The sequence below is a fragment of the Comamonas sp. 7D-2 genome (assembly GCF_022749555.1).
GTDB classification, from domain to species: Bacteria; Pseudomonadota; Gammaproteobacteria; order Burkholderiales; family Burkholderiaceae_C; genus Comamonas; species Comamonas thiooxydans.
Map to the genome: position 1 here is coordinate 3,247,500 of NZ_CP094238.1, position 24,947 is coordinate 3,272,446.

Genomic DNA, 24,947 nt, shown 5'->3' on the forward strand with positions numbered 1-24,947 from the left:
GAGGCGCCGCAGTTGCGGGCCTAGCGGACTACGACTGGGAGTTCTGGCTGTGCGGCCTGCACCAGGTTCTGCACGCTGGCCACAAAGGCTTCGAGCACGGCCGGCATGCCCCGTGGCCGCCAGGCCAGCACGGCCGGCGTGGTCACCCGGCTGCCGCGCAGCGCTGCAAAGCGCACGCCGTTCATGCCCACGGTCTGCATGCAGGCCGGCACCAGGGCCACGCCCTGACCGGCAGAGACCAGTGCCATGACGGTCAGCCACTGGCGCGCGGCATGGCGTGTATGGGGATGGATGCCGGCCTGCTGCAGACAGGCGATGACGTTGTCGTAATTGGCCGGCGCCACCTCGCGCGCAAACATGACAAAGGTATCCTGGGCCAGTTCGCGCAGGTCGATTTCGGCACGCCGGGCCAGCGCATGCTCACTGGGCAGGCAGCAGACAAAAGCCTCCTCGCCTATGGACAGCGTGCGTATATCGTCCTGGGGCGTGCCGATGTTGAGAAAGCCGCAGTCGATTTGCCCCCTGGCAATGGCCTGCAGCTGATCGCGCGTGGACATCTCGTGCAGGCATAGCTCGACCAGCGGGCGCTCGGCGCGAAAGGCCCGGCAGAACCCCGGCACCTGGCGGTAGACCATGGACCCCGTGATGCCTATGTCCAGCCGCCCCTGCAGCCCTTGGGCCACGCCACGCACCACCTCGGCCGCATGCTGGAGCTGAGCCAGCACCTTGCGCGCCTCATGCAAAAAGGCCTCGCCTGCCGGCGTGAGCTTCACGTTCTTGGCGTCGCGCTCCATGAGCACCGTGCCCAGATCCTGCTCCAGCGCCTTGAGCGCCATGCTCAGCGGCGGCTGGGTGATGCACAGGCGCTGGGCGGCCCGGCCGAAGTGCAGCTCCTCAGCCAGAACCACAAAGTAACGCAGCAAATGGGTTTTCATCATGATTCGCAAAGTTTGGCCAAGACCATACCCCATACCCCATACCCCATGCCGCAAGACGCAGGGGTTTCGCCTCGGCAGCTCATGTGCCTCGCTCACCAACTCCTGCGGTCATGTAGCCGCAATAGAGAATTCAATTCAGATCAGCCTCTAGCCCTTTCACAGCATGCGCAAGCAGCTATCAAAAACAGCAATCAGATTTGTCGCCAGCGACAGAGTCCTTGCTGGCCACGCCGGGATTTCGCCCCGGCGGGCGACTCACTTTCTTGCTTGTGACGGAAGGCCGCCCCCAAGAAAGTAAGCAAAGAACACAACCCGACCGTCTGCGTCCCTGCGCTGCGCTCCGGGAAAACCTGCGTCACGCCTTTCAGGCTGCGCTGCCGCCCAACTCGCTGCGCGGCACGCCGCTTCACTCACACAGACGGCGGCAAGCCAGTTCACGATGCAACGCTGTCCTGCGGCAGCGTTGCCCGCAGCCCGAACCGCGCGCCGCAGGCGCAGACACACGGGTGGATACGGGCGGCCTGCAAGAATTGGGACGAAGCCAGTTGTTGGTCTCGCCCCTTGTGCCCACGCTGCCCGCAGGCGTAGCCGCAGGGACGGGGGCAGCAGGGGCTGGCTCTTTGCCTACTTTCTGGTGGTCCGGCACACCGGCGGAAGAAAACAGGTCGGCTGGCGGGCCGAGGCCCGCCCTCTGACTTTGGCGAAGAAAGGTCAAGCTGCTCATTCGCTTAACCCCCCATCCCCTGCCCCTTGGCCGATCAATACGACTTGGGCAAGCCCAGCACCTTTTCGGCGATAAAGCACATGATGAGCTGCGGGCTTACGGGCGCCAGGCGCGGAATCCAGGACTCGCGCATATAGCGCTCCACATGGAACTCCTTGGCATAGCCCATGCCGCCATGCGTGAAGATGGCGGTCTCGCAGGCCTTGGCGCAGGCTTCGGCGGCCAGGTACTTGGCTGCATTGGCCTCGGCGCCGCAGGGCAGGCCCTTGTCATAGAGGAAAGCGGCCTTCTGCACCATCAGGTGTGCGGCCTCCAGCCCCATCCAGGCCTGGGCCAGCGGGTGCTGTACGCCCTGATTCTGGCCTATGGGCCGGTCGAAGACCACGCGTTCGTTCGCGTACTGAGTGGCGCGCGCGAGAGCCGCACGGCCCAGGCCCACGGCTTCGGCCGCGATCAGGATGCGCTCGGGGTTAAGGCCGTGCAAGATGTACGAAAAGCCCTTGCCCTCCTCGCCGATGCGGTCCTGCACCGGGATGCGCAGGCCGTCGATGAAGAGCTGGTTGGTGTCCACGCATTTGCGGCCCATCTTCTCGATCTCGGTCACGGCGATGCGGCTGCGGTCCAGGTCGGTGTAGAACAGCGACAAGCCCTCGGTGCCCTGGCACTCCTCCACGGGCCTGGTGCGTGCCAGCAGCAATATCTTGTTGGCCACCTGGGCCGTGGAGATGAAGACCTTCTGCCCGTGCACCACATAGACATCGCCTTCGCGCACGGCACGGGTCTGCAGCTTGAGGGTGTTGAGCCCGGCATTGGGTTCGGTCACGCCGAAGCAGGCCTTGTCCCGGCCAGCGATCAGCGGCGGCAGCCAGCGCTGTCTTTGCTCGTCGGTGCCGAAGACCACGGCCGGGTGCAGGCCGAAGATATTCATGTGCACGGCCGAGGCCCCCGACAGGCCCGCCCCCGTGGCCGAGATGGTGTGCATCATCAGCGCCGCTTCGGTGATGCCCAGACCCGCGCCGCCAAATTCCTCGGGCATGGCGATGCCCAGCCAGCCGGCTTCGGCCAGGGCCTGGTGGAAGTCGTGCGGAAAGCCGCCGTCCCTGTCCTTCTTCAGCCAGTAGTCGTCGTCGAAAGGCGCGCAGGCCCGCTGCACGGCATCGCGTATCTGTTCCTGCTCGGCGCTCCATAAAAAATCCATGGCGGCTTCTTTCTATCAGTTGAATTTCAATGAAATCCGCCTCAAACGCCTGTCTCACAAGCGCTATCAGCTATTGTTTTTTATCAATCAGGCCGGCGCACGCGCGCCGGGTTCTCGCCATAGGGCGGGCTGTAGATGACCAGCAGACGCACAGGCTGGTCGCTGGTGACGCGAAACACATGCATGCAGTCCTCGGGGAAAAAGCAGGTGTCGCCCGCCTGCATGGCAAAGCGCTCGGTCTGGCCCTGGCTTTGCACCTCCACCTCGGCCGTGCCGTCCAGCAGATAGCAGGCCTGCTCCATGCCGGGGTGGGCATGTGGTAGCGCACCGCCGCCTTTTTCCAGCGTTCCGAGCACCACCTCCATGTGCTGGGCGCCTACATTGGCCTGGCTGACCAAGCGGCGGTTCACCGTGCCGTGGTGATTGGCGGGGCTGTATCCCTGTACGTCCTGCTCGCGAATCAGATAGCGGGGCATATGTCTGTCTCTCTTTTATCGTTGGATGATGAAGCCTGCATGCAGCCACCGCTGGCCTGCAGCGCGGCAATCTGCGCCTCGCCAAGACCCGCCTCGCGCAGCACCTGCAGCGTGTGCTGGCCCAGTTGCGGCGCAGCGCTGGCCTCTCGGCCCGGGGGCGTTGCGCTCCACTGAGTGGGATTGGCCGTGGTGCGCAGCCGTCCCTCGCTGGGATGCTCGATCTCGCGCACGAACCCCGTGGCCGCATGGTGGGGGTCGGCCAGCAGGTCTTCGGGCGAAGCCATGGGCATATTCGGCACGTCGGCCGCATCGAGCAGTGCACGCCACTCGGCCGTGCTGCGCTCGCGCATCAGGCTTGCCACCTCGGCATAGACGGCATCGATATTCGCTGCACGCTGGCCGTGGGTGGCAAACATGGGCTCACGCATGCGCTCGCCCTGCCCAATGGCGTTGAAGAAGCTGTGCCAGTGCTTGTTGTTGTAGATCAGCACGCAGAGATGGCCGTCGCTGGTGCGGTAGGGCTTGCGATGGCGCGTCAGCAGCCGCGCATAACCGGCATCGCCCAGCGGCGGCTCGAAGCTCAGCCCGGCCATGTGATCGCCGAGGATGAACTGCGTCATGGCCTCGAACATGGGCACGACCACCGCCTGGCCCCGGCCGCTCTTATCGCGCGCATACAGCGCAGCCGTGACCGCATAGACCGCATGCAGGCCCGTGACCCGGTCTCCCAGCGTCATGGGCGCATAGGACGGCTCGCCCCCGCCGTACTGCTGGGCCAGCCAGGGCACGCCGGTCGCCCCCTGTATCAGGTCGTCGTAAGCCGGCTTGGCCGCATAGGGGCCGGCCTGATCGAAGCCGCAGCAACTCACATGGATCAGCCGCGGATGGCTCTGCTCCAGCATCTGCCAGTCCAGGCCGAGTCTGGCCATGGCCTGGGGCCGCACATTGCTGATGAAGACATCGGCATCGGCCAGCAACTGCAGCAGCGCCTGGCGCGCTGCGGCCTGCTTGAGATCCAGCACCACCGAGCGCTTGCCCTGGTTGGCCTGCAGAAAAATGGGGCCCATGCCGGGGTTTCGCATGGGGCCTACATGGCGCATGTTGTCACCCTCGGGTGACTCCACCTTGATCACATCGGCGCCCAGGGCGGCCAGAATCTGCGTGGCAAACGGCCCCATGATCACCGAGGTCATGTCCACGATCCTGACGCCTGCCAATGGCCCCGCTGAAATACCCACAGCCTCACGGCTATCGCTATGCATGCTCGTCATATCACTGCGCCTCGATGCCGGCCTGCTTGACCAGCTGCCCCCATTTGGCGAGCTGCTCCTTCACATAGAGCGCGAACTCGTCGGGCGTGGCCGTGGGCCAGACTTCGAAGCCGACCTGGGCCAGTTGCTCCTGCACGGCCTTGTCCTTGAGAATGAGCTGCAGCTCGCTGTTGATGCGCTCGGCAATGGCCTTGGGCATGCCGGCCGGGCCGAAGATGCCGTTCCACGAGGTGATGTCGAAGCCCGGCAGCGTCTTGCCGATGGCGGGCACATTGGGCAGCAGCTGCGACCCCTTGGCCGCCGTCACACCCAGCGTGCGCACGCGCTCGGTCTTGAGCGTGCCCCAGGCCGAACCCAGGTCGGCCACATACATCTGGATCTGGTTGCCCATCACATCGGTCAATGCCTGCGGGCTGGACTTGTAGGGCACGCCGGTGATCTGCGTACCCGTGATGTATTTGAAGGTTTCCGAAGCCACCAGCGAGGTGCTGTTGGGCGTGCCGTAGGAGAGCTTGTCCGGATGCGACCTGGCATAGGCAATCAGCTCGGCCACAGTCTTGGCCGGCACCGAGGGATGGACCACCAGCGCGAACGGCAACTCGCCCACGCGAGCCACGGGCGTGAAGTCCTTGACTGGGTCGTACTTGAGCCCCTTGACCAGCCAGGGATTGGCCGAATGCGAGGTATTGGTGGTCATGAACAGCGTATAGCCGTCCGGCTTGGCCTTGACCACATGCGCGGCTGCAATCTGGGCATTGGCCCCGGCCCGGTTGTCCACCACCACGGGCTGCTTGAGTCGCTCGCCCAGCTTGTTGGCCACCACGCGCGCCACCGCGTCGGTGCCGCTGCCCGCGGCAAACGGCACCACCAGCGTGATGGGGGCTGCGGGATAGCTCTCCTGAGCCAGCACCGTCCCGCCAAAGCCCATGCTCATGGTGGCTGCCAGGCCTGCGCTCGCACAGGCGCGCAGTAAGAATCGCTTGTTCATGCTTGTCTCCTTGTTCAGGCTGCGGCACCTGTATCCGGAGCCTGCACTGCATGCTGAAGCGTTCAATCATTCAAGTCCAATTGTTTAAACCGCATGAATGATTCGATTTGCGAATCATTAAATCCAGCTAGACATTCCCAGCCGCTGCGCACGACGCCTCGCCTTCCCCTCTGCACGGAGAAATGAGCCGGATTTGTACCTGCGTCCCCAGCCCATATGCCCTTGAGGTGGCGGCAGCAGCCCGTTCTGGCCAGGCCCCGAGGCGTCGAGGTCGGCAGAGCTTTTGGCGGCGAAAAGGACACCGGCGGCGACAGCGAGAGCAAGAGCGGCTCCGACGCCTGGCGGCAATACATGCGCCGCAACAGGCTTCAGCCCCATGCCTGCCGAGAATCTGTGGCACCTGGCATGACAGCTGCCAGTCGCGCCCAAGCCTCAGTGATGCGCACCAAACAGCGCTGATGAGCAACGAAACGAGGCGATAAGGCCTGATGCCCTACAGCGCTGTCACAAAACGGTGATTGAACTTGGGCCCCACTCGGGGGAGAATGCCTTATTACCGCTTTCGCTCAGGTGCTGTCATGGACCATATCCACTCCACGCCCACCCACCAAGCTCTGGATGTCGCTCCTTACGGAGCCAGGCTTCCTGCCGCTCACTCGAGCGTGCTCTTCAAGGCGGAAGATCTGGAAGTCATTCGCGTCGTGCTGCGCTCGGGCCAGTCGCTGCCGCCGCATCGCGTGCCTGGCAGCGTCAGCCTTCAATGCCTGGAAGGTCGGCTCGAAGTTCTCATCGGCCAGACCGTGCATGAACTGGGCCCCAAGCAACTCATGCATCTGCCAGCCAATATGCCCCACGCCGTGCGTGCCATGGAAGACTCGTCCGCGATTGCCACCATCGTGCTCTGTGAGGTCTGAAGAACTTCTATCGAACGGGCAAAAACTGCATGAACGGGCCGGCAAGCAATCCCTGCGCATAGCCGATGACGGAGCGCCGGTAGCGCTCGGTGGTGTAATCCGCCACCAGATCCAGCCGGCCGATGATCTTTCCCATCTCGCGCTCGAAGCTCAGATTGCGCCCCTCTTCCGCTATCTGATTCGATAACAGCAAGGGCTTTCCTCCGGGTGCTTTGCGCGAGTTGAGAATCCAGTTGGCAATTTCCAGATTGCGCGCCGCATTGAAGACATGCTGCGGGTCCAGCCCGTCGATCAGCGTAAAGCTGGTTCGCCCGCCATGCGCGGTGATCAGCATATCGGCTGCAGCATGGACGAAGGCTGCGACCCGGTCTCCGGCGAACTCGGGCTGCAAGGCCAGGGACAGCGCCGCCACGTCACGCTTGTCCTGCAGCTCATGCCAGGGCTGGCGCTCCATGACGGCAATACGCACATAGGTCATGGCCGCTTCACGGCTGGAAGCCGTCTTTTTCCATTCGGCGGGGTTGCGGCGATAGAGCTTGTCCATGATGAGAAACAGGCTCTCCAGATTCTCCTTCATGGCCAGCGTTGCCATGCGGTTGCTGTCGGACTGCAGCAGCTCGAGCGAGTGAAAGTTCTCGCCCTTCACTTCGCCGTGATTCGTGGGGGCGCTGGAACAAGCGGCCAGACCGCAAAGCACAAGCCCTGACAGCAGCCACCGCCCCATGCGCGGGCGAGCACGCAGGAAATCGCGCCTGCAGTGGCCTGCGGCGGCATGGGGCAAAGCTCGTGCTGCTGTCATGCTACAAACATAACAGCAGATGCGATGCGCTCAATCACGCTAGAGGCGCGCGATTGTTATCAATCGTGAACGACGCCCTGCCCAGGCACCGGTTTCGGCGCTATTTGCGCAGCTGCCTGAGGATCTGCTCCAGCACCTTCCATGGCTCGGCCTGGTCGGCCATCGCCACGGGCACACGCAGCTTGCTGCTCGTTGCCTGCTGCGGTGAAAACAGCAGGCCCGGAGCCAGCAGCAGATTGCTCAGCGCCGCCTGACGCGCCAGCACCTCGGTGTCCACGCCGCAATCGACCCAGGCAAAAGTACCGGCCACGGGTTCGTACTCCGCATGGCAGCCCAGCGCTTCGAGCTTGCGCAGGCAGCGCCCGCGCGCGCGGTCCACGCGCTCGCGCAGCCGGTCCACATGCTTGCGAAAGGAACCGTCGGCCAGAATATGGTGCACGATCTGCTCCGCCGGCAGCGAAGAGGTCAGCCCCGCCAGGAGCTTCATGTCGGTCAGGCGGTGCACATACTCGGGTTTGGCCGCGATATAGCCCACGCGCAGGCCGCCCGACAAGGTCTTGGAATAGCCGCCCACCAGAATCACGCGCTGCAATCTGTCCATGGCCGCCAGTCTCAGCGGCATGGCGCCCAGGAATTCGGCATAGGTGTCGTCCTCGACGAGCAGGAAATCATGGCGCTCGGCAATGCGCAGCACCTCGTGGGCCACGCCGGCAGACAGGCTCAGTCCCGTGGGATTGTGTACCGCCGTGTTGAGGATGAAGAGCTTGGGCTTATGGCTCTGGGCCAGCGATGCCAGGGCCGCCACATCGGGTCCGCCTGGCAGGCGCGGCACGCCGACCACATTCACACCCATGTACTTGAGCCGCCCGAAGATCAGGAACCAGGCCGGATCTTCGACCAGCACGGTATCGCCGGGCTTGAGAAAGCAGCGCACGACCAGGTCCAGACCATGGGTCACTCCGCCCACCGTCATGAGGTTGGCCTCGGGATGGGCCGGCACCTCCTGGGCTTGCAGATTCGAGGCGATCTGCTGGCGCAATGGCAGAAAGCCCTGTGGATGGCCATAGCTGAGAAAGCTCTGCTCGGCCCGCGCATTGTTACGGGTGATGGCGCGCATGGCGCCCGTGATCAGGCCCTGGTCCATCCAGCTCGAAGGCAGGCAGCCTGCGCCCCCGGTGCCCGCGCTGTCGTCGCGAAAAATGCCGCGCAGCAGATAAGCGGTGTCGAAGTCCGCCGGCTGCGCCGAGGCGGCAGCAACGGCGGCAGGCTCCATCACGCGGCGCTGGGCAGCCACATAAAAACCGCTGCCGCGCCGCGATTGCACCAGGCCCTGGGCAGCCAGCTTGTCGTAGGCCTGGACCACGGTGTCTCGGCTGACACCTGCGCTTTCCGCCAACGCCCGCACCGAAGGCAGGCGCACGCCCACACGCAGGCCGTGGTTGCGGATCAGCCCGCCGAAATGCTCGACCAACTGCTCCACCAGGCCTGCTGCACTGGAGCGCATGGGCTGCCAGCCCAGGGATGCCGTAGCGGCCACAGGCAAGGCTGCCGGGGTCGCTGCCCTGCCGTCGATATGAGCATCCAGCATGAAGTGCTTCCTCAAAGTGTCAGGTCAATTAGAGCAGGCCAGCCCATAAACTGGCCTGCAAAAGTGTACTGATAGTGTACTGACTACAGATCTTAGTATAGAGGCACAACGCTTATGCAGCCCCAAGGTTCACCATGCCATTTCTGCCTGAATCCTCAGCCTTCATCCTGCCACTGGCCATGTTTGCCTTTGTCAGCTCCGTGACGCCCGGCCCCAACAATGTGATGCTGACGGCCTCGGGGGCCACTTTCGGCTATCGCCGCAGCGTGCCGCATATGCTGGGCATCTGTCTGGGCGTGGTCATCATGGTGCTGCTGATCGGCGCGGGCCTGGGCAAGCTGTTCGAGGCCGAGCCCCGCATCTACACCCTGCTCAAATATGTGGGTGCGGCCTATCTGATCTGGCTGGCATGGAAAATCGCCCGTGCCGGCGGCGTGGACCAGGGTCAGTCGGGCAGCCGCCCGTTCAGCTTCTGGCAGGCCGCTGCCTTCCAGTGGGTCAACCCCAAGGCCTGGATCATGGCCGTGGGCGTGGTGGCGACTTACACACCGCGCGAAGGCTTTTTCGTCAATCTGATGTTGTCGGCCCTTGTTCTGGGCCTGGTCAACTATCCCAGCATCAGCGTCTGGACCCTGTTCGGCAGCACCGTGGGGCGCGCACTGCGCACTCCACAGGCCATGCGCATGTTCAACGGCGTGATGGCCGGCCTGCTGCTGCTGTCGCTGGTGCCCATCTTTGCCGAGCATGTCTAAACTCGGTCCATGCAATATGACATACGCCAACTGACCGAGTCCGACCTTTGCAGTTATCGCGCCCTGCGCCTGCAAGCCCTGACAGAATGCCCCACCGCCTTCGGTGCCACACCTGCCAGCGAACGGGCACTCGGCGATGCGCAGATACTGAGTCGTTTCGGCAGCACGCCAGGTCAAGCCATGTGGGGAGGCTTTGACGCCGACGGCAGACTCTGCGCCACCCTGGGCATGTATCGCGAGCAGGGAGAAAAGACTGCGCACAAGGGCAATCTCTTTGCCATGTACGTGGCTGCGCCAGCCCGAGGCCAAGGCCTGGCCCGCCGCCTGCTGGAGACGGCTGTTGAGCACGGCAGAGCGCTGAACTTGCGACAGCTGATGCTGGGCCGCAATGCCGGCAACGGCAACGCACTACGCTTGTATGAGCAAGCAGGTTTTAGCGAATATGGGCTGGAGCCTGCGGCCCTGTATGTGGACGGCGAGTATTTCGACGAGGTGCTGATGGTGATGAAGCTGGACTAATCCGCACCGCACCGGCCCGTTTCAGCTGGCAGGCTTGAACAAGCGGCTTGGCTCAGCGCGCCTGCATCGCAATGATCTGCTGCGCCAGACCGGCGATGGCCTCGTCCGAAAGCTGGTCTGTCTCCAGAACCTGGCGCCGAGGCCATTGCTCGAAGTGATTCGACTGAGAGCGCTCGTAGTGCGGGTCGTAGTGGCGCAGCATCAGCTCTTCGAACAGCGAAGGCAGCTCCCCGGCCCGAGCCCATTGCTGCCAGCGGCCCACGGTCTCCTTGCCCTGCAGCTCCTTGAGCCAGCCCAGCTTGGTGGCCAGCACTTCGGGATCGTCCCCCAGGTAGGCATAGTCGCGCAGCAGATAGGAAAGACGTGCGGCGGTCGTCGCACGCACCTCGATGACCGGAGCCTTGTGCAGATGCTGCACCAGCACCAGCGGCAGGCCGACGCGGCCGATCTTGGCGCTCTCACCCTCCAGATAAACGGGACGCGAGAGATCGAAGGTCTCCAGCTGCTCGGCAATCAGGGTCTCGAAACGCTTCTGGCTGGGCTGCTCGATGCCGGGCAGACCGCCCAGCAATGAGCCCTTGTGGCTGGCATAGCCCTCCAGGTCCAGCACCTGCTCTCCGCTTTGGGCCAGCGCATGCAGCACACGGGTCTTGGCCGAGCCGGTGGCGCCGCAGAGCACGCGCATCTGCAGCTTAGGCACCAGGCTTTCGAGCTGCGCAATCACATGGCCGCGAAACGCCTTGTAGCCGCCGGCCAGTTGCTGGGCATCCCAGCCGACCAGACGCAGCCAGGTCACCATGGAGCCGCTGCGCAGGCCGCCGCGCCAGCAATAGACCAGGGGCTTCCAGTTGGCAGGCTTGTCGGCAAAGGTTTCGCGCAGATGGCGTGCCAGATTCGCCGACACATAGGCCGCCCCCAGACGCTTGGCCTCAAAAGGGCTGACCTGCTTGTAGATGGTGCCGATCTCGGCACGCTCGGCATTGCTCAGTACCGGACAGTTGATGGAGCCGGGGATATGGTCCTGCTCAAACTCGGCGGGCGAGCGGGCATCGATCAAGGCATCAAACTGGTGACGTTCGGGAACGCGAACGGGCTGGCGGTGGGACACGGCGGACTATCCATGGCTGCGCCTGACGGCCTGCATGGCTGCCGGGCAATGGCGTGTGGTCGGGCGCAAAGCGGGAATCGCGACAATGCGGCGATTCGACCTGAGGCTCGGCAACATGAAAAACCTGCAGTCTCATCTCAAGATGAAGACCGGCAGGCCACGAAGCAAGGGCGTGGATCGAGCCTCGATACGCACAACGGCTGCGGCAAGATTTTCCGCAACAGTCATTCCCTGTATAGGGGGTATTTTCGCAGATATGCGGGGCTGCTTCAGCCACGGCCCCAAAACTGCACAGGGCGCAGCTGCTTGCACAACTGCGCCCTGTGTGAGGTCAAGTCAATCTCCAGCACTTGTGCGTCAAGTGCCTAAAGCTGCCGAAATGATCAGGCCTGATTATCCTGGCGCGCAAAGTATTCGCGCGTGAGCTGCACGATCACGGGTGAGAGTAGCAGCAGCGAGATCAGATTGGGAATCGCCATCAGCGCGTTCAGCGTATCGGCGACCAGCCAGGCAAAGTCCAGCGTGGCCACGGCACCCACAAAGGCGCTGATGGTCCAGAGGATGCGGAAGGGCTTTTCACAGATGGTGCCGACCAGATAGGTCCAGCATTTTTCACCGTAATAGGCCCAGCCCAGAATCGTGGTGAAGGCAAATACCGACAGCGAAACGGCCAGCACATATTTGCCTACGCCGGGCATGGCGGCCTCGAAGCTCTGGGTGGACAGCACGGCCCCGGTAGCGCCGGAATTCCAGACGCCGCTGACCACGATGGCCAGCCCGGTCATGGTGCAAACGATGATGGTGTCGATGAAGGTACCCATCATGCCTACCAGCCCCGAGAAAACGGGGTCACGCGTGGCACCAGCAGCCTGGGCGATGCCGGCCGTGCCCAGGCCCGCTTCGTTGGAAAAAATGCCGCGCGCCACGCCCATGCGGATGGCCATCAGCACCGTCGAGCCCAGAAAGCCGCCCGTGGCCGCCGTGGGGCTGAAGGCCTGCTCGAAGATCAGTGCAAACGCAGCCGGAATGCGGTCGAAGTACACGCCCAGCACATAGAGCACGCAGATCACATAGGCCACGCACATGGCAGGCACCAGCTTTTCGGCCACTGCGCCGATGCGGGTGATGCCTCCCAGCACCACGGCGCCGGTAAGCACGGCCAGGCCCAGGCCTGTGATCCAGCTCTCCAGACCGAAAGCCGTGTGCATGGCTGATGCAATACCGTTGGACTGCACCATGGAGCCGATGCCGAAACCGGCCAGACCGCCAAAGATGGCAAACAGCGTACCCAGCCATTTCCACTTGCTGCCCAGACCGTTCTTGATGGCGTACATCGGGCCGCCCACCCACTGGCCGTGGTCGTTTTTCTCACGGTACTTCACCGCCAGCACCACCTCGCCATACTTGGTAGCCATGCCCAGCAGCGCCGTCATCCACATCCAGAACAGTGCGCCCGGGCCGCCCACGGCAATGGCCGTGGCCACGCCGGCAATATTGCCCGTGCCCACGGTGGCGGACAGTGCCGTCATCAGCGCTGCATAGGGAGTGATGTCGCCATCGGCCTTGTCGCCGGGACGGCGGCTGCGCCAGATCATGCGGAAGCCGCGCACGATGTTGCGCAGCGGCATGAAGCCCAGGCGGACCTGCAGATAAAAACCCGTGCCGAGAATCAGCACGATCATGGGAACGCCCCAGACAATATCGTTGAGGGCTTTGAAGAGTTGGGTTAACCAGTCCATTGAGTGTCGTCTGCCGCAGCCAGCTTTCGCCTGCGGTCCATTGAATGGCAACAGTCCCGGAACATGTCTTTCACCCATGAGCGGCGAGTGCGGCAACCGCAAGAGGCCCGTGTGAGGCCCACGCACAGCGCACTATTCCTGTTTGCCGGTTGGCAAAGCGCCCTACTTTAATCCAGTCTGCGATCGCTTTTGGGCTGCCGCGGTCCATGACTTGCACAAGTGCACAAAATCACGGCCAGTGTCTTCACGGCACTCACTTGCGCGGGCGCAGCAGCATTTCATCGCCGCTCATCTGCACATCGAAGAAGCGCAGAAAGTTCTGGCCCAGCAAGGCGTCGTCGCTGTCGTCGCCCGTATAGCCTGTGCCCACGCGCACGTCGCGCACACGCAGGCTGGCGATACGGACCTCGTCGGCGGTGACGATGCGGCCGTCACGTTCGCCGTTGGCCGTGCGAAAACGCACTTTCTCGCCACCCTCCAGACCGGCACGCTCGGCCAGCGCATCGGTCACGCTGACCGAGGTGGCACCGGTATCGACCATAAAGGTGACGGGCTGATCGTTGACATAGCCCTTGACACGGAAATGCCCGTCCATGCCGCGCTCTATGCGCACCGTGCCGTCGGCCATGACCTTGGCTTGGGCCGGCTTGAGGAAATGCTGCATGGCCAGATACATCGCAGCCATGACCACCAGCCAGAACAGCAGAAACAGCATGGTGCTGCGCCGTGCCACGGATTGCGGGGAAGGCTCGGACTCTGGCGAGGACTGGGGCGGCGGCGTGACATTCAGGCGCATGGGCAGGCAAACAAGCTGAGGACAATGCAGCCATTTTGCCAAGACCAGCGCCAAGGTCATACCCGGCCATTACGGCGCCAGCGCCGCTACCGCGCTTACATTGAAGCTTGTTTGCAAATCTACCGGCCTGCAAGGTCGCCCAATATGAACACATCCAAGCTGCCCGCCCTGGTGCTGCACTATATTTTCGATCCTCTGTGCGGCTGGTGCTATGCCGCTGCCCCGCTGGTCAAGGCCGCGCGCGAGGTGTCCGGCATCGAGGTTCAATGGCATGCCGGCGGCATGCTGACCGGAGCCCACACGCGCACCATCACCGCGGACTGGCGTGACAAAGTCATGCCCAGCGACCAGCGCATTGCAGAGATGACGGGCCAGCCTTTTGGCGATGCCTATCTCAACGGTCTGCTCAATGACATTGGCGCGCCGCTGGACTCCGAGCCCCCGACCACGGCCCTGCTGGCCGCAGAAGCGCTGGCAGGCAAGGGCCTGGAGATGCTGGCTGCCGAGCAAAAAGCCCATTACGTGGAAGGCCGCCGCATCAGCGAGCCCGCCGTGCTGCGCGAACTGGCGGCCGGCATTGGCCTGGACAGCACGGCCTATGACGTGGCCTACGCCGAGCAAAGCGGCGCGGCCACGCAAAAGCATATTGCCGAAAGCCGCGAATGGCTGGGCATGGTGCAGGGCCAGGGCTTCCCCACCCTGGCGCTGGAGTTCGACCACCCCGAGCAGGCTGGCCAGCGCGCCGTGCAGCGCATCGAGATCGGCGAATGGCTGGGCGATGTCGACGGCTGGAAGCAGCAGCTGGCCGCCTGGGCCGAGCAGATTGCCGAGCTCAACCAGCAGCAGGCCGGCAACACCGACACCAGTGGCGACCCCAGTTGCGGCCCCGACGGCTGCGAGCTGCCAGCGCGCTGAGCGGTACAGCCTGCGCGGCAGATACTCTTTTATTCATAGCTCACAGCGCTTTGTATTTAAAGAGTTCAGGCATTATTCAATCTGAATTCCTTATTCATCAAGCGCAATAAGCTATCTTTTTTAATCCATCTGCCGACGGCTCCACACCCTGTCGCTATTGCCTTCGCTACTGCGGCAGGGCATAGGCGATCACATAGTCACCGCGCTTGGGCGACTGGCGTGCGCCACCGGCGGTGATCACCACATACTGCCTGCCGGTTCTGGGCGAGACATAGCTCATGGGCCCGCCCTGGCTGCCCACGGGCAGGCGCGAGCGCCAGATCTCCTTGCCGTTGGCACTGTCGAAGGCGCGCAGATAGAAGTCCTGCGTGCCCGCGAAGAACACCAGCCCCGACTTGGTGACCATGGACGGCCCCAGCGTGGGCATGCCGATGGGAATGGTCAGCCACATGGGAATGCCCAGAGGACCGGTGTCACGCACTGTGCCCACGGGTACCTGCCATTTGATCTGCCGCGATTTCAGATCCACGGCCGTCATGGTGCCGAAGGGCGGCTTCTGGCAGGGAATGCCCAGCGGCGACAGAAAGCGCTGGCGCATGGCGCCGAACGGCGTGCCCTCCTGGGGCACGGCCCCCATCTCGATGCCGCTGGCGCCCGGCTTCATATCAGCGCGCGCAATCATGTAGTTCGCCAGACCCAGGCGCATATCGTTGACGAACATGGTCTGACTGATCGGGTCTATGGAGACACTGCCCCAGTTCATGCCGCCCAGCGAGCCCGGAAACTGCAGCGTCGGCCCCATTCCCGGCGGCGTGAACACGCCCTGATGATCCATGTCCTTGAAGGCAATGCGGCACAGCAGCTGATCGAAGGGCGTGGCCCCCCACATATCGGACTCCTTGAGGGTCTGGTTGCCGATATTGGGCATGCCCGTGGAATGCGGCTGGGTCGGCGCATAGCGCTCGCCGGGCACATGGCCTTGCGGCACGGGCAGCTCCTGCACCTCTGCCAGAGGCTCGCCACTCTCGCGGTTGAGCATGAAGATCATGCCCTGCTTGGTCACCTGCAGCAGCGCAGGGTCCACCCCGCCCTGGGCATTGCTCACATCGACCAGAGCGGGCTGGGACGGAATGTCGAAGTCCCACAGATCGTGGTGCACAGTCTGGTAGAGCCAGCGCGGCTTGCCCGTGCGGATATCCATGGCCACGATGGCGGAGCTGTTCTTCTCCATCTCCGGCGTGCGCTGGGCCGCATAGAAGTCCGGCGTCGCATTGCCCGTGCCCAGATAGGCCAGCCCCAGTCTGGCGTCATAGGACATGCCGCCCCAGACATTGGGCGAGTTGCGCGTATAGGTCTGCCCCTGGGGCAGCTGTCCGGTGATGTCGGCATTGCCCGGGTCCCAGGCCCAGACCAGCCTGCCGCTATGCACATCAAAGGCGCGCACCACGCCCGATGGCTCGTCGATCGAGAAATTGTCGGCCACGCGGCCGCCCACGATCACCAGGTTCTCGGCCACCAGCGGCGCCGAGGTCTGCTGATACCAGCCCTGCTTGACCTCGCCCATGCCTTCGGTCAGATCCACCACACCGTCCTTGCCGAAGTCGGTGCATGGCTTGCCGGAGTCGGGGTCTAGCGCGATCAGGCGCGCATCGATAGTGGGCAGAAACAGACGACGCCTGCAGCCTGGCGCAGCATCTCCGGGCTTGCCGAGTGCGCCCGAGGCCTTGATTGCGGCCTCATTGCCATCGAAGTAACCCAGGCCTCGGCAGCGCTGCCAGTTGGGTGACCTGGCTTCGGGGTCGAATTTCCACTTCTCCTCGCCCGTGTCCACATCCAGCGCCAGCACCTTGCCGTAGGCCGTGCAGACATACAGGCGGTCACCGATCTGCTGCGGCGTGTTCTGGTCTTCGGCACCCGAGCCCGTGCTCTGCGGCACATCGCCGGTGCGCGCAGTCCAGGCCACGGCCAGCTTGTCGACATTGTCCCGGCTGATCTGCTCGACAGCCGCAAAGCGCTGTCCTGCGGGGCCCTGCCCCCAGTCCGTCCAGTCCGAGGCCTTGATCTCCATGGAGCCTACCGAAGGCACTTCGGTGACCTCGGGGGCAATCACGCCCTTGGGCGAGAAGGCACTGACGGCCGTCGCGACTATGCCCAGGCCCAGCACCACCACCGACACTGCGGCTCCAAGGCGTCCGTAGTCGTTCATGACCAGCTTGCCCGCTTCAAGCTGTGCATAGCCCAGGGCCACCAGCAGGCCCAGCACGGCAAACACCATCAGGCGCGACACCAGCGGCCAGAACTCCCAGCCCGCATCCCACCAGGCCCAGACCATGCTCAGCACAAAGGCCAGCGCATAGAGATGGGCGCCAGCCCTGCGCCGCGCCAGCAGCAGTGTGGCCGACGCCAGCATCGCCAACCCCATCAGCACAAAGTACCAGCTGCCTCCCTTGCCGAGCAGAATGCCGCCGCCTATGGTCAGGTACAGACCCATGAGCAGCATCAGCAACGCCACTGCAAGCCAGTACCAGCGCCCGTCATTGGATGAAGGAGCCATAGCCTCACCTGAAATTAATTGCCATTTGTGTATTGCACGCCTTAACGCCGATACACATCGACATACTTTCGAGGCTTTGCACGCCAGCCTCAGGACTACAAGCCCCAGGTAAGAAGGCATAAAAAAACCGCACCGTCGAGACGGTGCGGCCGCTGAGATGGCAGTGCCGGCAGATCTTCAAAGCTGCCAGGCAGGCGGCGCAGCTCAGTCCATCATCGAGATCACCACATCCCCGAAGCCCGAGCAGGACACCTGGGTCGCTCCGTCCATCAGGCGGGCGAAGTCATAGGTCACATGCTTGCTCTGGATGGCTTTTTCCAGCGACTCGACGATCAGATCCGCAGCCTCGCGCCAGCCCATGTGGCGCAGCATCATCTCGGCGCACAGAATCATGGAGCCGGGGTTCACATAATCCTTGCCCGCATAGCGCGGCGCCGTGCCGTGGGTGGCTTCGAAGCAGGCAATGCTCTCCGACAGATTGGCACCGGGCGCAATGCCGATGCCGCCCACCTGCGCGGCCAGCGCATCCGAGATGTAGTCGCCGTTGAGGTTAAGCGTGGCCACCACCGAATATTCGGCCGGACGCATCAGAATCTGCTGCAAAAAGGCGTCGGTGATCGAGTCCTTGATGATGATGTCCTTGCCCGTCTTCGGGTGCTTGATGCGGCACCAGGGGCCGCCGTCGATCAGCTCGGCACCGAACTCGCGCTGCGCCAGCGCGTAGCCCCAGTCACGGAAGGCGCCTTCCGTGTACTTCATGATGTTGCCCTTGTGAACCAGGGTCACGCTGGGCTTGTTGTTGTCGATGGCGTACTGGATGGCCTTGCGCACCAGGCGCTCCGTGCCCTCGCGCGAGACGGGCTTGATGCCGATGCCCGAGGTTTCGGGAAAGCGGATCTTGTTGGCGCCCATTTCCTTGGCCAGGAAGTCGATGAGCTTTTTCGCCTTCTCGCTGCCGGCCGCGTATTCGATGCCCGCGTAGATGTCCTCGGAGTTCTCGCGGAAGATCACCATATTTGTCTTCTCGGGCTCCTTGAGCGGCGAAGGCACGCCCTTGAAGTACTGCACGGGGCGCAGGCAGACATACAGGTCCAGCTCCTGGCGCAGCGCCACGTTCAGCGAGCGGATGCCGCCGCCCACGGGCGTGGTCAGCGGGCCCTTGATGGACACGGCATAGTCGCGCACGGCGGCCACGGTTTCCTCGGGCAGCCAGACATCGGGGCCGTAGACGCGCGTGGCCTTCTCGCCCGCATACACCTCCATCCAGGCAATCTTGCGCTGGCTGCCGTAGACCTTGGCAACGGCAGCGTCAGCCACCTTGCGCATCACCGGCGTCACATCGACACCGACACCATCGCCCTCGATGAAGGGGATGATGGGTTGGCTCGGAACATTCAGTGTCTTGTCCGCGTTGACGCTGATCTTCTCCCCCTGCGGCGGAACCTGGATGTGCTGGGACGTGCTCATGTTGTGGAATCTCCTAGTCTTGAATATTGCGCGGCGGCGCACCTTTTTGGTGCTATTTTGTTGCCCCCGATTTTGGCACCTTGCTCTAAGCAAATTTTAAGAAATACAGCATAAAAACCTGTCAACGGCGGCACAGAGCTGCTGTTGAGAGGGTGTGGGGGACAGATGGGCTGCTCCTCACTTCAATCTGAAACCTGGCATTGCCGCATCTTTAGGAAATTGGCAACTATGAAAAAACTACTCGCTGTCCTGATTGCTGGTTCGTTCGCTGCTGGCGCTTTTGCTCAAGCCGCCGCGCCGGCGCAGCCTGCCACACCTTCCGCAGCAGCAGCGGCGCCCACCGTCAAGCATATGAAGGCAAAACCTACCAAAAAGCATCATATGCAGCACAGCAGCAAAAAGATGCAAAAGCCAGCCTGATCGCGCGCTGAAAACCGGTCTGGCGATACCGGCACTCCAAGCCTCTGCACGCCGGATCTGACTCACACCCAAGCCTGCCGGACGGAAAGTTCTGCAGGCTTTGCATTTTGCAGACCGGCTCCGGCCGCCTATTTGCGACAGCGATTTGCACCGCAACCCACGCGGATTGCTATAGGCTTGTGACTTCCGACTTCCTGTTTGGCATGCAAGGCTCATGAAGAACCTCCCCACCAAGACAATCCCCAAATCCGGCTGGCGCGCCCCGCTGCTGGCCCTGGCCTGCACCGCCCTGCTGGGCCTGTTCGGCAACCCGGCCATGGCCCGCGAAGAAGGTCAGCCGCAGACGAATCTGCGCCGCATCGATCTGACGGCCGGCATGTACCGCATCGACACCCAACTGGCCATCACGCCGCAGCAGCGCGAGATCGGTCTCATGTTCCGCAAGGAGATGCCGCAGCAGGAAGGCATGCTCTTTGTCTTCGAAGTACCCGGCGTGCAGTGCTTCTGGATGCGCAACACCATCCTGCCGCTGACGGCGGCCTTTGTGGCCGATGACGGCACCATCGTCAATCTGGCCGACATGAAACCCATGAGCGAGGACTCCCACTGTTCGGCCAAGCCCGTGCGCTATGTGCTGGAGATGAACCAGGGCTGGTTTGCCAAGCGCGGCATCAAGGCCGGCACCAAACTGGGTGGCGCGCCCTTCAATCGCTAAACACCGCCAGAATCAGCATCCTTCATGCTCTACCAGCCGCGGTTTCCACAGGCACTGAGCGATATCGCCGTTGCATTGCTGCGGAGATTGGAAAAATCGCAAGCGCTTGAGTCCTACCCCGGCTTCACGGTAAGGATCAATGGCGAATTGCTGCATGCACCCTACCGCGTCTACTATGACGAACGTGAGCTGCAGCAATGCATTCAAAAAAGCAGCGGCCCCACACATCAACTGGCCCTGTGCCTGGGCAGCCGCCACGCCAACGGGCATGTGCGCGAAATCTGTCTGCGCCAGTTGCTGGCGCATGACTGCGACTGGGTGCGGCCGTTTGTGGTCCGCGCGGCTGGCGAGTATGTACTGGAAATTGCCGAGCATCTGACAGCCCAGACCCATAGGCTATCGCCACACAGCTACGGGCGTTTTGCTGCCGAAAACCCCGATTTTGTGACTACCTGCAAGCAGCAGGCCGCCAGTTACTGGGACTGCTACCACCGCCAACGCTATCCGCTGCTGCACCAGCATCCCGGCATACGATTTGTGCGCTGGGTTGACGAGGCACGGCAATCACTGCCCCACGCGGATTGATGCCACTTTACTCAGAGCGCGCGGTTCATGCCGATAGCGGTTGCGCGCTGCCGGTGGGAGCACGCTCTTGAGCATTCGGTAATCGCAGGCCCCAAAGTACTGAAAGTTGCGCCGACCTTCGCGCAGCGTCATATGGTTGGGGCCGGAGTATTCATCCGGGCAGTCCACATCCCAGCCACTGTCTTCCCAGAAGCAGACGCTGCAGATGCTGTACTCACCACGCTCATCCAGCGAGAAATAGTCGCAGCAAGGACACTGATACAGCGGCATCGAGCGCCTTTCATAAATTCGGATCAAATCAAGCTACAGCGCTTATACATCAGGCACAGGAAGCTTCCATTTATATAGCAACTACTGAGACCGGACACAAAAAAGCCGGCGACCTTTTCAGGTCCACCGGCTTTTTATGGAGCACTGCCTGCACGCAGGCGGGGCAACCCGCGCTGCGAGGCAAGCTGGCTTACACCGACGCGATGGCGGCGTTGAAGGTGGCGCTGGGGCGCATCACGGCGTCCAGCTTGGCCACGTCGGGCATGTAGTAGCCGCCGATATCGGCAGCCTTGCCTTGCACTTCCTTCATCTCGGCCACGATCTTGGCTTCGTTCTCGGTCAGGCTCTTGGCCAGAGGTGCGAACTTGGCCGCCAGTGCTGCATCTTCGGTCTGAGCAGCCAGAGCCTGGGCCCAGTACAGAGCGATATAGAACTGCGAACCACGGTTGTCCAGCTCGCCGGTGCGGCGCGAAGGCGACTTGTCTTCGTCCAGCAGCTTGCCGGTGGCTTCGTCCAGAGTCTTGGCCAACAGCTTGGCGCGGGCATTGTTTTCCTTGATGCCCAGGTCTTCAAACGAGACGGCCAGAGCCAGGAATTCACCCAGCGAGTCCCAGCGCAGGTGGTTTTCTTCCACCAGTTGCTGCACATGCTTGGGAGCGGAACCGCCAGCACCGGTTTCGTACATGCCGCCACCGGCCATCAGAGGCACGATGGACAGCATCTTGGCCGAGGTGCCCAGTTCCAGAATCGGGAACAGGTCGGTCAGATAGTCACGCAGAATGTTGCCGGTCACCGAGATGGTGTCCAGACCGCGGGCCACGCGCTCCAGCGTGTAGCGCATGGCGCGCACTTGCGAGAGGATGTGGATTTCCAGGCCGTTGGTGTCGTATTCCTTCAAGTAGGTCTGCACCTTCTTGATCAGCTCGGCTTCGTGCGGACGATAGGGGTCCAGCCAGAACACGGCAGGCATGCCGGAGTTGCGGGCACGGGTCACAGCCAGCTTCACCCAGTCACGGATAGGAGCATCCTTGACCTGGCACATGCGCCAGATGTCGCCAGCTTCCACGTTCTGGCTCAGCAGCACTTCGCCGGTGGCGATGTCCACGATGTTGGCCACGCCGTCTTCGGCGATCTCAAACGTCTTGTCGTGCGAGCCGTACTCTTCGGCCTTTTGCGCCATCAGACCCACGTTGGGCACGGTGCCCATGGTCTTGGGGTCGAAGTTGCCGTGCCACTTGCAGAAGTTGATCACTTCCTGGTAGATACGGGCAAAGGTGGACTCAGGCATCACGGCCTTGCAGTCGTAAGGCTTGCCGTCAGCGGCCCACATCTTGCCGCCCACGCGGATCATGGCGGGCATGGAAGCATCCACGATCACGTCGTTGGGCGAATGGAAGTTGGTGATGCCCTTGGCGGAATCGACCATGGCCAGACGCGGACGGTGCTCCTGGCACTTGTGCAGGTCACGGATGATTTCTTCGCGCTGCGAAGCAGGCAGGGTCTCGATCTTCTCGTACAGATTGGCCATGCCGTTGTTCACGTTCACGCCCAGCTGATCGAACAGCTTGCCGTGCTTTTCGAAGGCTTCCTTGTAGAAGATCTTCACGCAGTGACCGAACACGATGGGGTGGGATACCTTCATCATGGTGGCCTTCACGTGCAGCGAGAACAGGATGCCCGACTCGCGGCAGTCTTCGATTTCCTTTTCATAGAAGGCGCACAAGGCCTTCTTGCTCATGAACATGGAATCGATCACTTCTGCCGCCTGCAGCTTGACCTTGTCCTTGAGAACGATGCTGTTGCCGGACTTGGTCTCCAGCACCATCTTCACTTCGCGGGCCTTGTCCAGCGTCATGGACTTTTCGCCGTGGTAGAAGTCGCCCTCTTCCATGTGCGACACATGGGTTTGCGACCACTGCTTCCACTCACCCATGGAATGGGGGTGCTTCTTGGCGTAGTTCTTGACCGCTGCAGGCGCGCGGCGATCCGAGTTGCCTTCGCGCAGCACGGGGTTCACGGCAGAGCCGATGCACTTGTTGTAGCGTGCCTTGATGTCCTTTTCGGCATCGGTCGTGGCGGTTTCAGGATAGTCGGGGATGGCGTAGCCCTTGCCCTGCAACTCCTTGATCGCTTCTTGCAGCTGGCCCACGGATGCGGAGATATTGGGCAGCTTGATGATGTTGGCTTCAGGCGTCAGCGTCAGCTTGCCCAGTTCAGCCAGGTTGTTCGGAGCACGTTGGGCTTCGGTCAAAAAGTCGGGGAACTCGCCCAAGATGCGGCCTGCCAGCGAGATATCGCTGGTCTCCACATTGATGCCGGCCGGTGCTGCGAAAGCACGGATCACGGGCAGGAATGCGCTGGTAGCCAGGCGGGGAGCCTCGTCAGTCAAGGTGTAGATGATGGTGGGTTGCTGCGTACTCATCTCTTGTCTCAGGTTGTGAAAAAAGGGGGAAAGGTGCCTTGGGCCTGCATCCCGGGCTTGCGCAATGGGGCCTGACACAGCGGGACGACACTTTCTTGATGCAATGCGTTCCCACAATACAAAATTCTACGCGCAACCGGGCCGATTTTTTTAAGTCTTGTACAAGACTCAAGGATTTAGCTCAACTTTCAAAAGGCGTTTTCATTGGGAAACAGGCTTTTTTTCCCGGTTTTCTGCCATGTAAAAAAGTCGCACTGCCGCATCCATTTAGCGGCCATCACAGCCGTGCAAGTTGCGTTGAAGAGTTGCGTTGCGCGGCCTTTGGCACAAATTTGCGCCATCTTTGGCACAAAGTAGCACAGGCTTTGGCACCAAGGCTGACAAATTGGCAAGCGATCACGTCCTCGAATGTGTTGTTTTATCACCCATCGACCAGTCTCCGTTGACGATGGGGGCGTTGGATGGATGCGTTGACCAGTTGGCCTCCAACCGGGAGCACTGGCAAGAACAGGCCTTTAGCTGCCCTGTAGGTTTCTGCTAAACAGGAGTCCTGCAAAACCATATGGGTCACTTCTGACTGAGCGGCTCAAGTCGGCTTACCGCGAGCGCCGAACGAATGCTTTGTGGGCACTCAATAGGATGGCTTCTGGTCACACCTAGCCAATCGCTCCATACCTTTGAACAAGACGTCGTGCAGTACGAGACGCTTCAGTACCTGCTTGTCTCTAAAGCTCATCATATTTTTTTGTGTGCGCCTGAGCTTTTGGAGTTGACATACCTCAAACCAAGACACAATGTACGCGGCCACTTTCGATTGAAAGTGAACCAACTGCATAAACGACGTATCTCATGTATGGGTGCATCCCTTTAGTGCTGGTTCATAACTTTACATAGGACCTCTTTTAGATGAGTACACATTCTTATAAGGATTTGTTGGCACAACGCGAGGCTCTTGAGCAGCAGATTGCTGCCGCCCGCAAGACTGAAGTCGCAGACGCGGTGCAAAAAATCAAAGGCTTGATCGAGGCTTTCGGACTGACACAGGATGATGTCTTCCCTTCCGCCAAGCAAAAACAAAAACGCGAGGCTGGCTCTGTGGCTCCAAAATATCGTGACCCAACCACAGGCCAGACTTGGTCCGGTCGAGGAAAGCCTCCGAACTGGATCAAAGATCAAGATCGTTCTCAGTTTGAGATTTGAAAGTGGCCCTAGCGGCCACTTTTTATTTCTCCCGACTGCCGCAGCGACCGTTCTTGCTCGCCCATTGGCGATTCTTTCAACACTGCCTCGGCTGGCTCCTCGCTCTTGGCCCGGTTTTAAATCGCCAATTCGCCACATTCGCGCTGATTCGCATCGCCGCCAACCGCGCACTCCCGCCGCCGGGCTTCCATCTCAAAGTCCTTGAAGCATGCCCGGATTGCAGAATCCGGTCGTTGATGCTGATGGCGGCCTTGCCTTTGATTTTCCAGAGCTTTTCAGCCCTCAGCTCGTACTGCCCCTACTCGAACGACACACCATGTGTCTTCAGTCTCCCTGCGGATGTGCCGTGCCGTACCGTATCGATCCATCTGTGCCCAAGCAAGCTGCTCAATGTAAGCGTCGCCTGTCATTCACAGCTATGCCGCTGATAGGTTCACAGCCACGCCGTGAGCGAAGCCACATTCAGCGGGCTGCGACAAGGGACTTGCTCACATGTCCAAGCAGGGCTTTCGGCCCAAGTCCAGAAACTTCAAGTCATTTGGCCAGCCCGAGAAGATCAAGTCGCTCAGGAGGAAGCCGGATGCAGCGA

General features: G+C 62.0%; 22 protein-coding genes and 1 pseudogene. 9 read left to right on the forward strand and 14 right to left on the reverse strand.

Annotation, left to right across the window (positions count from 1 at the left end):
• Window positions 1–20: 20 nt before the first annotated feature.
• The 5 genes from MPZ60_RS14965 to MPZ60_RS14985 form a co-directional block, all read right to left on the reverse strand.
• Window positions 21–938 carry a LysR family transcriptional regulator gene (locus MPZ60_RS14965; protein ID WP_242607131.1) on the reverse strand — a complete coding sequence of 306 codons (918 nt, stop codon included), beginning with the start codon at window positions 936–938 and terminating at the stop codon, window positions 21–23.
• Window positions 939–1,696: 758 nt separating this feature from the next.
• Complete coding sequence (locus tag MPZ60_RS14970) at window positions 1,697–2,860, reverse strand: acyl-CoA dehydrogenase family protein (protein ID WP_003075814.1); 1,164 nt, start codon at window positions 2,858–2,860, stop codon at window positions 1,697–1,699.
• A gap of 83 nt (window positions 2,861–2,943) precedes the next feature.
• On the reverse strand, window positions 2,944–3,336 hold the full coding sequence (locus MPZ60_RS14975; protein ID WP_034358217.1) for a cupin domain-containing protein: 393 nt from the start codon (window positions 3,334–3,336) through the stop codon (window positions 2,944–2,946).
• Entirely contained in the window at window positions 3,321–4,607 is a 1,287-nt protein-coding gene (locus tag MPZ60_RS14980; protein WP_080746235.1) for a CaiB/BaiF CoA-transferase family protein, read from the reverse strand. Before MPZ60_RS14980 ends, MPZ60_RS14975 begins: the two co-directional genes overlap by 16 nt.
• A 1-nt stretch (window position 4,608) precedes the next feature.
• Complete coding sequence (locus tag MPZ60_RS14985) at window positions 4,609–5,595, reverse strand: tripartite tricarboxylate transporter substrate binding protein (RefSeq protein WP_034358219.1); 987 nt, start codon at window positions 5,593–5,595, stop codon at window positions 4,609–4,611.
• 255 nt (window positions 5,596–5,850) lie between these two features.
• Between MPZ60_RS14985 and MPZ60_RS14990 the strand changes: the two are divergent.
• Window positions 5,851–6,054 (forward strand): annotated as a pseudogene (locus MPZ60_RS14990) (hypothetical protein); the annotation flags it as partial.
• A gap of 119 nt (window positions 6,055–6,173) precedes the next feature.
• Window positions 6,174–6,509, forward strand: a complete 336-nt coding sequence (locus MPZ60_RS14995) for a cupin domain-containing protein (protein ID WP_034358600.1) — start codon at window positions 6,174–6,176, stop codon at window positions 6,507–6,509.
• A 7-nt stretch (window positions 6,510–6,516) separates the two neighbouring features.
• Here MPZ60_RS14995 and MPZ60_RS15000 read toward each other — a convergent pair whose 3' ends face one another.
• A complete protein-coding gene (locus tag MPZ60_RS15000) occupies window positions 6,517–7,308 on the reverse strand; it encodes a hypothetical protein (RefSeq protein WP_034358223.1) in 792 nt (263 codons plus the stop codon).
• Window positions 7,309–7,408: 100 nt separating this feature from the next.
• A complete protein-coding gene (locus tag MPZ60_RS15005) occupies window positions 7,409–8,896 on the reverse strand; it encodes a PLP-dependent aminotransferase family protein (protein ID WP_034358226.1) in 1,488 nt (495 codons plus the stop codon).
• Window positions 8,897–9,030: 134 nt separating this feature from the next.
• Here MPZ60_RS15005 and MPZ60_RS15010 point away from each other — a divergent pair, with 134 nt between their 5' ends.
• Together MPZ60_RS15010 and MPZ60_RS15015 are read left to right on the forward strand one after the other, a co-directional pair.
• Entirely contained in the window at window positions 9,031–9,648 is a 618-nt protein-coding gene (locus tag MPZ60_RS15010; RefSeq protein WP_034358228.1) for a LysE family translocator, read from the forward strand.
• Window positions 9,649–9,657: 9 nt separating this feature from the next.
• Window positions 9,658–10,167 (forward strand): GNAT family N-acetyltransferase, encoded by a 510-nt coding sequence (locus MPZ60_RS15015; protein WP_034358231.1) that lies wholly within the window; start codon window positions 9,658–9,660, stop codon window positions 10,165–10,167.
• Between the two features lie 52 nt (window positions 10,168–10,219).
• On the opposite strand, the gene mnmH is transcribed toward MPZ60_RS15015, so the two are convergent.
• From mnmH to MPZ60_RS15030, 3 genes are all read right to left on the reverse strand, one after another.
• Window positions 10,220–11,275, reverse strand: a complete 1,056-nt coding sequence (gene mnmH / locus MPZ60_RS15020) for a tRNA 2-selenouridine(34) synthase MnmH (protein WP_003067451.1) — start codon at window positions 11,273–11,275, stop codon at window positions 10,220–10,222.
• A 383-nt stretch (window positions 11,276–11,658) separates the two neighbouring features.
• Entirely contained in the window at window positions 11,659–13,014 is a 1,356-nt protein-coding gene (locus tag MPZ60_RS15025) for a sodium:alanine symporter family protein (RefSeq protein ID WP_034358234.1), read from the reverse strand.
• Window positions 13,015–13,267: 253 nt separating this feature from the next.
• A complete protein-coding gene (locus MPZ60_RS15030) occupies window positions 13,268–13,810 on the reverse strand; it encodes a TIGR02281 family clan AA aspartic protease (RefSeq protein ID WP_012838794.1) in 543 nt (180 codons plus the stop codon).
• 144 nt (window positions 13,811–13,954) lie between these two features.
• On the opposite strand from MPZ60_RS15030, the gene MPZ60_RS15035 reads away from it, so the two are divergent.
• Window positions 13,955–14,725, forward strand: a complete 771-nt coding sequence (locus MPZ60_RS15035; protein WP_034358237.1) for a DsbA family protein — start codon at window positions 13,955–13,957, stop codon at window positions 14,723–14,725.
• 166 nt (window positions 14,726–14,891) lie between these two features.
• Here the strand turns inward: MPZ60_RS15035 and MPZ60_RS15040 are convergent, their stop codons facing one another.
• Together MPZ60_RS15040 and icd are read right to left on the reverse strand one after the other, a co-directional pair.
• Window positions 14,892–17,279 (reverse strand): membrane-bound PQQ-dependent dehydrogenase, glucose/quinate/shikimate family, encoded by a 2,388-nt coding sequence (locus tag MPZ60_RS15040; protein WP_034358240.1) that lies wholly within the window; start codon window positions 17,277–17,279, stop codon window positions 14,892–14,894.
• 204 nt (window positions 17,280–17,483) lie between these two features.
• Window positions 17,484–18,746 (reverse strand): NADP-dependent isocitrate dehydrogenase, encoded by a 1,263-nt coding sequence (gene icd, locus MPZ60_RS15045; protein WP_034358243.1) that lies wholly within the window; start codon window positions 18,744–18,746, stop codon window positions 17,484–17,486.
• 228 nt (window positions 18,747–18,974) lie between these two features.
• On the opposite strand from icd, the gene MPZ60_RS15050 reads away from it, so the two are divergent.
• The 3 genes from MPZ60_RS15050 (at window position 18,975) to MPZ60_RS15060 (ending at window position 20,466) form a co-directional block, all read left to right on the forward strand.
• The gene (locus tag MPZ60_RS15050) at window positions 18,975–19,166 is read left to right on the forward strand and encodes a hypothetical protein (RefSeq protein ID WP_034358245.1); all 192 of its coding nucleotides are present in this window, start codon (window positions 18,975–18,977) and stop codon (window positions 19,164–19,166) included.
• Between the two features lie 214 nt (window positions 19,167–19,380).
• On the forward strand, window positions 19,381–19,881 hold the full coding sequence (locus tag MPZ60_RS15055) for a DUF192 domain-containing protein (protein WP_034358247.1): 501 nt from the start codon (window positions 19,381–19,383) through the stop codon (window positions 19,879–19,881).
• 24 nt (window positions 19,882–19,905) lie between these two features.
• Window positions 19,906–20,466 carry a hypothetical protein gene (locus MPZ60_RS15060; protein WP_034358249.1) on the forward strand — a complete coding sequence of 187 codons (561 nt, stop codon included), beginning with the start codon at window positions 19,906–19,908 and terminating at the stop codon, window positions 20,464–20,466.
• Here the strand turns inward: MPZ60_RS15060 and MPZ60_RS15065 are convergent.
• Window positions 20,446–20,736: a CPCC family cysteine-rich protein gene (locus MPZ60_RS15065; protein WP_034358251.1), complete on the reverse strand. Its 291-nt coding sequence runs from the start codon at window positions 20,734–20,736 to the stop codon at window positions 20,446–20,448. The two genes, MPZ60_RS15060 and MPZ60_RS15065, sit on opposite strands and share 21 nt — an antisense overlap.
• A gap of 190 nt (window positions 20,737–20,926) precedes the next feature.
• Entirely contained in the window at window positions 20,927–23,158 is a 2,232-nt protein-coding gene (locus tag MPZ60_RS15070; protein ID WP_003067431.1) for an NADP-dependent isocitrate dehydrogenase, read from the reverse strand.
• Window positions 23,159–24,064: 906 nt separating this feature from the next.
• Here MPZ60_RS15070 and MPZ60_RS15075 point away from each other — a divergent pair.
• Window positions 24,065–24,358, forward strand: a complete 294-nt coding sequence (locus tag MPZ60_RS15075) for an H-NS histone family protein (RefSeq protein ID WP_080746236.1) — start codon at window positions 24,065–24,067, stop codon at window positions 24,356–24,358.
• Window positions 24,359–24,947: the final 589 nt, after the last annotated feature.

Coding starts and splice junctions, on each gene's coding strand:
- MPZ60_RS14965 (WP_242607131.1), bottom strand. CDS start 938: ATGATGAAAACCCATTTGCTGCGTTACTTTGTGGTTCTGGCTGAGGAG.
- MPZ60_RS14970 (WP_003075814.1), bottom strand. CDS start 2,860: ATGGATTTTTTATGGAGCGCCGAGCAGGAACAGATACGCGATGCCGTG.
- MPZ60_RS14975 (WP_034358217.1), bottom strand. CDS start 3,336: ATGCCCCGCTATCTGATTCGCGAGCAGGACGTACAGGGATACAGCCCC.
- MPZ60_RS14980 (WP_080746235.1), bottom strand. CDS start 4,607: ATGACGAGCATGCATAGCGATAGCCGTGAGGCTGTGGGTATTTCAGCG.
- MPZ60_RS14985 (WP_034358219.1), bottom strand. CDS start 5,595: ATGAACAAGCGATTCTTACTGCGCGCCTGTGCGAGCGCAGGCCTGGCA.
- MPZ60_RS14995 (WP_034358600.1), top strand. CDS start 6,174: ATGGACCATATCCACTCCACGCCCACCCACCAAGCTCTGGATGTCGCT.
- MPZ60_RS15000 (WP_034358223.1), bottom strand. CDS start 7,308: ATGACAGCAGCACGAGCTTTGCCCCATGCCGCCGCAGGCCACTGCAGG.
- MPZ60_RS15005 (WP_034358226.1), bottom strand. CDS start 8,896: ATGCTGGATGCTCATATCGACGGCAGGGCAGCGACCCCGGCAGCCTTG.
- MPZ60_RS15010 (WP_034358228.1), top strand. CDS start 9,031: ATGCCATTTCTGCCTGAATCCTCAGCCTTCATCCTGCCACTGGCCATG.
- MPZ60_RS15015 (WP_034358231.1), top strand. CDS start 9,658: ATGCAATATGACATACGCCAACTGACCGAGTCCGACCTTTGCAGTTAT.
- MPZ60_RS15025 (WP_034358234.1), bottom strand. CDS start 13,014: ATGGACTGGTTAACCCAACTCTTCAAAGCCCTCAACGATATTGTCTGG.
- MPZ60_RS15030 (WP_012838794.1), bottom strand. CDS start 13,810: ATGCGCCTGAATGTCACGCCGCCGCCCCAGTCCTCGCCAGAGTCCGAG.
- MPZ60_RS15035 (WP_034358237.1), top strand. CDS start 13,955: ATGAACACATCCAAGCTGCCCGCCCTGGTGCTGCACTATATTTTCGAT.
- MPZ60_RS15040 (WP_034358240.1), bottom strand. CDS start 17,279: ATGGCTCCTTCATCCAATGACGGGCGCTGGTACTGGCTTGCAGTGGCG.
- icd (WP_034358243.1), bottom strand. CDS start 18,746: ATGAGCACGTCCCAGCACATCCAGGTTCCGCCGCAGGGGGAGAAGATC.
- MPZ60_RS15050 (WP_034358245.1), top strand. CDS start 18,975: ATGAAAAAACTACTCGCTGTCCTGATTGCTGGTTCGTTCGCTGCTGGC.
- MPZ60_RS15055 (WP_034358247.1), top strand. CDS start 19,381: ATGAAGAACCTCCCCACCAAGACAATCCCCAAATCCGGCTGGCGCGCC.
- MPZ60_RS15060 (WP_034358249.1), top strand. CDS start 19,906: ATGCTCTACCAGCCGCGGTTTCCACAGGCACTGAGCGATATCGCCGTT.
- MPZ60_RS15065 (WP_034358251.1), bottom strand. CDS start 20,736: ATGCCGCTGTATCAGTGTCCTTGCTGCGACTATTTCTCGCTGGATGAG.
- MPZ60_RS15070 (WP_003067431.1), bottom strand. CDS start 23,158: ATGAGTACGCAGCAACCCACCATCATCTACACCTTGACTGACGAGGCT.
- MPZ60_RS15075 (WP_080746236.1), top strand. CDS start 24,065: ATGAGTACACATTCTTATAAGGATTTGTTGGCACAACGCGAGGCTCTT.